Below are 6354 nucleotides of genomic sequence, written 5' to 3' on the forward strand. Positions count from 1 at the left end.
GGGTCACGCTGCGAGGGTGAGCACGTGGACGAGCGCGGTGTGGTCCGACGAGGACTTCCTCGCCGGGCTGCGCGCGTTCGTCGCCGACGCCGTCGGTGAGCCGACCGCGATCGAGGCGGTCAGCCGGCAGCCGTGGTCCGCGGTGTGGCGAGTACGTACGGGCGGCCGCACGTCCTACCTCAAGCAGAACTGTCCCGGCCAGTCCCACGAGGCCCGCTTGGTCGCCGACCTCGCGCAGCTCGCCCCCGACCAGGTCGTGCCGGTGCTGGTCGCCGACCCCGTGCGCGACCTCCTGCTCACCGAGGACCTCGGCCCGACGCTCCAGGACCTCGGCCGCGGCGGCGACGTCGCGACCTGGTGCAGCGTCGTCGCCGAGTCCGCGGCCCTCCAGCGCCGCGTCGCCGACAGCGGCTTCGACCCGCGCCTCACCGTCATGGAGCCCTCCGCCGCCTCGACGTACGTCGCCGACGCGGTCGGCCGGCTCGCCGCCCTCGCGCCCGAGGACCCCCGCCGGCTCGCCCCCGCGGTCGCGCACCGGCTCGAGCGGTTGCTGCCGACCGTGGACCGCTGGTCCGACCGGGTGGAGGAGCTGGACCTGCCGCTCACGCTGGTCCACAACGACCTGCACGCCGCCAACGTCGTACCCGTGGCGGGGACGCTGCGCTTCTTCGACTTCGGCGACGCCGTCGTCGGCGAGCCCCTCGGCAACCTGCTGGTGCCGCTCTACATCGCGCAGGGCGCCCTCGGCGCGACCCACGACGACCCGCGGCTGTGGCGGATCGCCGACGCCGGGCTCGAGGTCTGGAGCGACCTCGCGCCCCTGCCCGCGCTCCGCGCCGCGCTCCCGGCCGCGCTCCAGCTCGCCCGGCTCGCCCGCGTCGAGTCGTGGCGCCGCTGCGTCGCGACCATGACGCCCGCCGAGCAGGCCGCGTGGGGCTACGTCCCCGCGCGCTGGCTCGGGCTGCTGCTGGAGGCGCCGCCCGTCGAGGTCAGGCCGACCGCGGCGCGTACATGATCACCGCGACGCCCACGAGGCAGACGAGCGCACCGATCACGTCGTACCGGTCCGGCTCGAACCCGTCCGCCACCATGCCCCACACCAGCGAGCCGGCGACGAACACGCCGCCGTACGCCGCCAGGATCCGTCCGAAGTTCGCATCCGGCTGCAGGGTCGCGACGAACCCGTAGAGCCCCAGCGCGACCACACCCGCGCCGATCCACATCCACCCCCGGTGCTCGCGGACGCCCTGCCACACCAGCCAGGCGCCGCCGATCTCGGCGACCGCGGCAGCCAGGAACAGGGCGATCGAGCGCAGCGTGTCCATGGCCGGCATCCTCCCACCGCCGGAGTGGATAGGGTCTGCACGTTGGGGCCGGTAGCTCAGTCGGTCAGAGCAGAGGACTCATAATCCTTGGGTCGTGGGTTCGAGCCCCACCCGGCCTACTCCGACGACGTCGGCGTCACTCACCCCAGCCCATCGGGAACACCTCGAACGGCGCCGCGAACGGTACGCCGAGACGCGTCCCCGTCGCCCGCGCCATCCCCTCGAGGAACTCCCGCGGGTCCCAGTTCTCCCAGCCCAGCCCGTCGATGTACGCCGCGTGGGCCTTCAGCGACTCGACCCCGGCATCGAAGGTCGCGGTCGTGTCGACGGCGTGGGTGGACTCCGGGGACCCGAAGGCCCAGACCTCCCGCACGCCGCCCCACGGTTCGAGGTCGCCGGCCAGCTGCTCGTCGAAGACCCACCGGTTGCCCGCGTCGCGTACGGCGTCGAGCACCGCACGCCCGACCGCGATGTGGTCGGCTTGGTTGAGGTTCCGCCCGCCCCACGTGTCGCGGAAGTTGCCGGTCACCACGATCTCGGGCCGGTGCCGCCGGACCACCTCGGCGAGCGTGCGCCGCAGCGGCACGCCGTACTCCACGACGCCGTCGGGGAGACCGAGGAACTCCACGACGTCGACGCCGACGACCTCAGCGGACGCGACCTGCTCGGCCTCGCGCACCGTCCGGCACTCGTCGGGTGCCAGCCCGTCGATGCCGGCCTCGCCGCTGGTGACCATGCAGTAGACGACGCTCTTGCCCTGGCCGGTCCAGCGAGCGACGGCCGCGGCCGCACCGAACTCCATGTCGTCCGGATGGGCGACGATGCACAGTGCCCGCGTCCAGTCCTCGTCGATCGGCTGCAGGGTGGTGGGGGTGTCGGCCATGCATCGAGCATGGCAGCCGGGCGGCTGGGCCGCGACGGGTCAGCGCGCCGACGCGCCGGAGATGAGCAGCCGCCCGTCACGCTGGACCAGGCGCAGCGTGATGTCCTCGGTCCGTCGTACGCCGCCGGGCAGTGCGTAGCGATAGGTGTAGCTCACCGTCATCGCCTGCGGGTCCGGCGTGATCGAGAGGATCACCGGGCTGTCGATCGCCGCCCACACCTCGCGGTACCGGGGGCTCGCTGCCTGGTAGTCCGGCGTGAGCAGCCGGAGGCCCCGCTGCGGGTCGCGACTCGCCGTCGCGACGTAGCTGCGCGCGAAGTCCTCCAGTTCGCGCGCGCTCACCGTGTCCGCCGACGCCGTCGCGGCCGGGTCGTCGACGGGCTCCTCGGAGCCTCGTGGCCCGTCGGACGTGCGCCGCGAGGGGGTGTCGGGTTTCGCCGCCGGGTCCGGGTCGTCGTCCGAGCCCGTGAACAACAGCGCCGCGCCGACCAGCCCGAGCACCACGATCACAGCGGCGCCGACCACGCCCAGCACCACGGGAGAGGGACGTCGCGCCGGCTCGGGTGCCGGCACCTGGGCCTGCAGGTAGGCCGCCATGTCCGCCATCGTCGGTCGCTGCCGCGGGTCGACGACCAGCGCGAGCTCGGTCAGTGGCGCCAGCCAGCCGGTGTCGCGCACGCCGCCGCTGCCGGGCTCGCCGCCCGTCGTCACGAACTCCAGGACCGCCGCGAGGGCCCAGACGTCGTCGGCACACGGGTCCGCCCGCAGGCCCGCGCTCGGGTCGGGCGCGACGTACGCCGGGTCCGGCCGCACGTCCGAGGCGTCGACGAGCGACGCGGACCCGTCCGAGGCGATGCGGACGGCGGCGGGGGAGACCGCTCCGTGCGCCGTACCGGCGGCATGGAGGTCGGCGAGCGACTGCGCGACCGGCAGCAGCAGCCGCGCGGCGTCGTCCGGGCCGAGGACGCCGCGCGTGCGGACGCGGTCCGTCAGCCGGGCGTCGTACTCGCTCACCTCGCCGACCCTACCCAGAGCGGACGCTCCTGAGCGGGGAAATGGAGAGGGTTCACACGGCGCCGGCGATGAGCAGGCGGCCGTCCTCCTGCACCAGCTCGAGGGTCACCGTCTCGGTCCGCCTGCCGCCCCGCGAGAGCTGGTAGCGGTAGGTGTACGTCACGGTCATCGCCGATGGGTCGGCACTGACGTCGAGGATCTCGGGGTGCTTCATCGGCCCCCAGAAGGCGGCGTAGCGCGGGCTGTCGTCCTGGTACGCCGGCGTGAGCATCGCGTAGCCCCGGGCCGGGTCCGTCGACGCGGTCCGCACGTAGTCCCGCGCGAACTCCTCCATCTCGTCCGCGCTCGGCGCCCGGGGCCCGGCCGCCGGGGTGGTCGACGACGTCTGCGGTCCGGCGGTGGGGCCGCCGGTGTCCTGGTCGTTGGTCTGGAGTGCGAGGGCAGCGATCACCGCGAGCGCCGCGACGGCACCGACGGCGGCGGCGCCCGCTCGTGCGCCGGGTCGCCGTCCGCGACCCTGCACCGGTACGGCCGGGAGCTGCACCGTCTGCTCGGCGGACCACGCGCGGCCGCGGAGCGCGTCGCGCACCTCGGCCATCGACGGCCGCTCGGCGGGGTCGCGCGCCATCGTCCGCGCGAGCAGCGGAGCGAGCCAGCCGGCCTCCGGCACGACGGGAGGATCCTCGTTGACGATCCGGAGGACGACGGCGAGCGGAGCATTGTCGGCGTCGTCGCGGTGGTACGGCGGCCGCCCGGTCAGCACGTGGACGAGCGTCGCGCCGACCGCCCAGACGTCGCTGGCCGGCGTGGCCGCACCTCCCACCGCGACCTCGGGTGCGAGGTAGGCCGGGGAGCCGGTCACCAGCCCGGTCCGGGTGAGCGTCGCGTCGCCGGTGCTGCGGGCGATGCCGAAGTCCGACAGCTTCGTCCCGCCGTCGCCGGGTACGAGGATGTTCGACGGCTTCACGTCGCGGTGCACGATCCCGTGCTGGTGCGCCTGCACCAGGGCGTCGGCCACCGGCGCGAGTGCGCGAGCGGCTTCGTCGGGGGAGAGGGGGCCCGCCTCCTGCACCACCTTCGAGAGCGGCGGCCCGTCGACGTGCTCCATGACGAGCCACGCGGCGTCGTCGTCGGTGACCAGGTCGAAGACCGCCACGACGTGCGGGTGCGAGAGCTGGGCGGCCAGCCGGGCCTCGCGCTCGGCGCGGGCGGCAGCCGTGTCGGGGTCGGTCAGCGAGCCGGTGCGCTTGACGGCCACCGGCCGGTCGAGGACCTCGTCGTGTGCGAGCCACACCGAGCCGTTGGCGCCGTGGCCGATCGCACGCTGAAGCGTGTACCTGCCTGCTACCCGTCGCGCACCCATGGTTCATCCACGGTACCCACGGCTCCCCACCGTGAACCCATTCGATCCGCTGGTCGCCGATGCGGCACTCTTGGATGCGGGAAAGTCCCGGCTCCACCTACGGAAAGGTACGACGTGTCCGTCGACCCCACCCTCCTCGACGACCTCGCGTGGCGCGGCCTGCTGGCCGAGTCCACCGACCGCGACGCGCTGCGCACAGCGCTCACGGAGGGAAGCGTCCGGTACTACGTCGGATTCGACCCGACCGCGCCGAGCCTCCACATGGGCAACCTGGTCCAGATCGTCACCGCCATGCGCCTCCAACGGGCCGGCCACACGCCGTACGCCCTCGTCGGCGGTGCGACGGGAATGATCGGCGACCCGCGCGACTCGGGGGAGCGGACGCTCAACTCCCTCGACACCGTCCAGGAGTGGACCGCCCGCGTGCGCGGCCAGATCGAGCCCTTCTTGTCCTTCGAGGGCGAGAACGCTGCCACGATGGTCAACAACCACGACTGGACCGAGGGCCTGTCGGTCATCGACTTCCTGCGCGACATCGGCAAGCACTTCCCGGTCAACCGGATGCTCGCCCGCGAGACCGTGAAGCGCCGGCTCGAGTCCGGCATCAGCTACACCGAGTTCTCCTACGTCCTCCTGCAGTCCATGGACTTCCTGACCCTGCACCGGACCTACGGCGTCACCCTCCAGTTCGGTGGCTCCGACCAGTGGGGCAACCTCACCGGCGGTGTCGACCTGATCCGCCGCGCCGAGGGCGCCACGGCCCACGCGTTCGCGACGCCGTTGATCACCAAGGCCGACGGCACCAAGTACGGCAAGACCGAGGGCGGCGCGCTCTGGCTCGACCCGGTGCTGATGCCGCCGTACGCCTTCCACCAGTTCTGGCTCAACGTCGAGGACGAGAAGGTCGGCGAGCTGTTGCGCGTCTTCACCTTCCTCTCCCGGGAGGACATCGAGGCGATCGAGGCCCGGCACGCGGAGAAGCCCTTCCTGCGCGAGGCGCAGAAGGTCCTCGCCGACGAGGTGACGACCCTGGTCCACGGAGCCCAGGAGACGGAGAACGCCAAGGCGGCCGCCCAGGCACTGTTCGGCACCGGCGACATCACTGCTCTCTCCGGCCCGACCCTCGAGGCCGCGCTCGGGGAGGCCGGCGCTGTGGACGTCGACGGCTCGGCCGGCATCCCCGACATCGTCGAGCTGCTGGCCCTCACCGGCCTGGCGTCCTCGAGGAGCGAGGCCCGGCGCACCGTGTCCGAGGGCGGCGCCTACGTCAACAACGTGCGCATCGACGACCCCGAGCACGTCCCTGCCGCGGGCGACCTCATCGCCGCCGCGTGGCTGGTCCTGCGCCGCGGCAAGAAGCGGTTCGCAGGCGTGCGCGTGCACTGAACGAAGCGCTCCCGGGAGGCCTCTGCAGGCCTCCCGGGAGCACTCCAGACGCCCTGTCGGAGCGGTGTGGCCCGGGTCACGTCGTTCCGATTTGTGCTTTCCGCAGGGGATGCGTAATGTTCTCTGTGTCGCCGGGTGCGGCGGGAAACAAGACGGCGGTCAGCCGGAGGGTTTCCGGCCCCGCGACCACTTGCCTCGAGCTACAGCCCGAGTGCTGGTCAGAAAAGCAAGCCTTGTGGGTTTGGTACAGACCAGGACGAAGGACTAAGGTTCCGAGGCGCGCATCAGCACGAAGACGATCCGGCAACGGTGAACTTCGAAGCGTGTGATGTTTGAGAACTCAACAGTGTGTCATGCATAGATTGTTTGTGACGTTTGTGTGC

The 6354-nt window shown here is 72.6% G+C and carries 6 protein-coding genes and 1 tRNA gene; 3 read left to right on the top strand and 4 right to left on the bottom strand.

The window, feature by feature from the left end:
• Positions 1–16 precede the first annotated feature (16 nt).
• On the top strand, positions 17–1015 hold the full coding sequence (locus ASE20_RS07575) for a phosphotransferase (RefSeq protein ID WP_157538356.1): 999 nt from the start codon (positions 17–19) through the stop codon (positions 1013–1015).
• Here the strand turns inward: ASE20_RS07575 and ASE20_RS07580 are convergent.
• Positions 990–1325 (bottom strand): YnfA family protein, encoded by a 336-nt coding sequence (locus ASE20_RS07580; protein ID WP_056893970.1) that lies wholly within the window; start codon positions 1323–1325, stop codon positions 990–992. The two genes, ASE20_RS07575 and ASE20_RS07580, sit on opposite strands and share 26 nt — an antisense overlap.
• A 45-nt stretch (positions 1326–1370) precedes the next feature.
• On the opposite strand from ASE20_RS07580, the gene ASE20_RS07585 reads away from it, so the two are divergent.
• Positions 1371–1444, top strand: a tRNA-Ile gene (locus ASE20_RS07585).
• A 17-nt stretch (positions 1445–1461) separates the two neighbouring features.
• Here ASE20_RS07585 and ASE20_RS07590 read toward each other — a convergent pair.
• From ASE20_RS07590 to ASE20_RS07600, 3 genes are read right to left on the bottom strand one after another with little or no spacing between them, the layout of a single operon-like run.
• Positions 1462–2208 carry a PIG-L deacetylase family protein gene (locus ASE20_RS07590; protein WP_056893971.1) on the bottom strand — a complete coding sequence of 249 codons (747 nt, stop codon included), beginning with the start codon at positions 2206–2208 and terminating at the stop codon, positions 1462–1464.
• A gap of 39 nt (positions 2209–2247) precedes the next feature.
• Positions 2248–3222 carry a hypothetical protein gene (locus tag ASE20_RS07595; protein ID WP_056893972.1) on the bottom strand — a complete coding sequence of 325 codons (975 nt, stop codon included), beginning with the start codon at positions 3220–3222 and terminating at the stop codon, positions 2248–2250.
• Positions 3223–3274: 52 nt separating this feature from the next.
• Complete coding sequence (locus tag ASE20_RS07600; protein WP_056893973.1) at positions 3275–4585, bottom strand: serine/threonine-protein kinase; 1311 nt, start codon at positions 4583–4585, stop codon at positions 3275–3277.
• A gap of 114 nt (positions 4586–4699) precedes the next feature.
• On the opposite strand from ASE20_RS07600, the gene tyrS reads away from it, so the two are divergent.
• Positions 4700–5971 (top strand): tyrosine--tRNA ligase, encoded by a 1272-nt coding sequence (gene tyrS, locus ASE20_RS07605; protein WP_056893974.1) that lies wholly within the window; start codon positions 4700–4702, stop codon positions 5969–5971.
• Positions 5972–6354: the final 383 nt, after the last annotated feature.

The sequence above is a fragment of the Nocardioides sp. Root240 genome (genome assembly GCF_001428825.1).
GTDB lineage: Bacteria > Actinomycetota > Actinomycetes > Propionibacteriales > Nocardioidaceae > Nocardioides.